The 1,333-nt window shown below is 72.2% G+C and carries 2 protein-coding genes; both read right to left on the bottom strand.

Annotated features, from left to right (window positions below; all coding sequences use genetic code 11):
• On the bottom strand, window positions 1-339 hold the full coding sequence (locus tag I6A81_RS41230) for a hypothetical protein (RefSeq protein WP_203008532.1): 339 nt from the start codon (window positions 337-339) through the stop codon (window positions 1-3).
• A gap of 64 nt (window positions 340-403) precedes the next feature.
• Complete coding sequence (locus I6A81_RS41225; protein ID WP_203008530.1) at window positions 404-1,273, bottom strand: IS5 family transposase; 870 nt, start codon at window positions 1,271-1,273, stop codon at window positions 404-406.
• Window positions 1,274-1,333: the final 60 nt, after the last annotated feature.

Here is a 1,333-nt window from a genome sequence, read left to right as displayed (position 1 = left end):
CTAGGGCGTGTTTTGGAAGTGGGTTGGCCTGGGTGGCTGGTCGGGGAGGTCGCGGCTGGTCATCCAGGTCGTGAGGTCGTGGGCGATCGTGGCTGGGTTGGTCATGGTCGCCTTGCCGTGTTCGCTGGTGCGCTGGTCGCGGCGTTCGACCTCGTAGGTGTGGGGGTCGAGCAGCACGACGGAGGTGAACCAGTCCGGGTCCTCGTCGTCGGGCTGGATCACGACGAACGTGTTGTCAGCGAGGTCGAGAGTCGCGATCAGCCGGGTCAGGGTCCGCGCGGACGGGTCCGCGACGTGGTCGCCGTTCTCGCTGTCCGCGCGGTAGCGTTCGGCGGCCATGGCCCGGCTCCTGTCCGTGCTGCCCGGTGTCGGATCCCAGCATGGCAGCGCCGCCGGGGCCGGGTCAGAGCCACTCGCCGATCGCCGCGAGGTGGATCGTCGCCTCGTAGCGGACCGCGAGCTTGTCATAGCGGGTGGCGACCGCCCGGTGGCGTTTGAGCCGGTTGATCCCGCACTCGACGGCGTGGCGGGCCTTGTAGTCCTCGGCGTCGAAGGCGGGTGGCCGTCCGCCGTGGCGGCCGCGCCGTCTGCGGTGCGCGATCTGGTCGGCCTTCTCGGGGATCGTGGCGGCGATCCCGCGGCGGCGCAGCCAGGCCCGGTTCGCCTTCGACGAGTAGGCCTTGTCCGCGCGGACCCGCACGGGCCGGGTCCGTGGCCGGCCCGGGCCCAGACGGGGCACCCGGATCGCGTCGAGCACGGCGGTGAACTGGGGGCTGTCACCCCGCTGGCCGGCGGTGACCAGGACCGCCATCGGCTTCTGCCCCTGCTCGACCGCCAGATGGATCTTGCTGGACAGGCCGCCGCGGGACCGGCCCAGCCCGTGGTCGGCCGGCTCGACCGACACCCCGCCAGGCGGCTGTTTCTGGGCGTCACCGTCGCGGCGGGCCCCCGCGGCGTGCTGGTGGGCCCGGCACACCGTCGAGTCCACCGACACCTCCCAGGTGATCAGCCCGGCAGCGTCCGCCCGAGCGCGCAACGCCGTGAGCACCTCGGCCCAGACCCCGTCACGCTGCCAGAGCCGAAACAGCCCGTAGACCGTCTGCCACGGCCCGTACTCCACCGGCAGGTCCCGCCACGGCGCACCAACCCGAACCCGCCACCGGATCCCATCGATCAACCGCCGCCGACACCCCGCCGGCCGGCCCCGCCCGGCCACCGGCAGCAACGGCCCCAGCACCGCCCACTGCTCATCCGAAAGATCCCCACGACCCACAGAAGATCATCAGCATGACACCAGCCAGCCCCACACCCGGAGTTCTCAAACACGCCCTAG

Origin of the sequence: Frankia nepalensis (genome assembly GCF_016786325.1) — a bacterium.
GTDB lineage: Bacteria > Actinomycetota > Actinomycetes > Frankiales > Frankiaceae > Pseudofrankia > Pseudofrankia nepalensis.
Note: the sequence above shows the minus strand (reverse complement) of the source record. Positions and strands in the feature narration are given on the sequence as shown.

Bases quoted from the DNA above. Each gene is read 5' to 3' on its own strand.
- I6A81_RS41230 (WP_203008532.1), bottom strand. From the start codon at position 339: ATGGCCGCCGAACGCTACCGCGCGGACAGCGAGAACGGCGACCACGTC.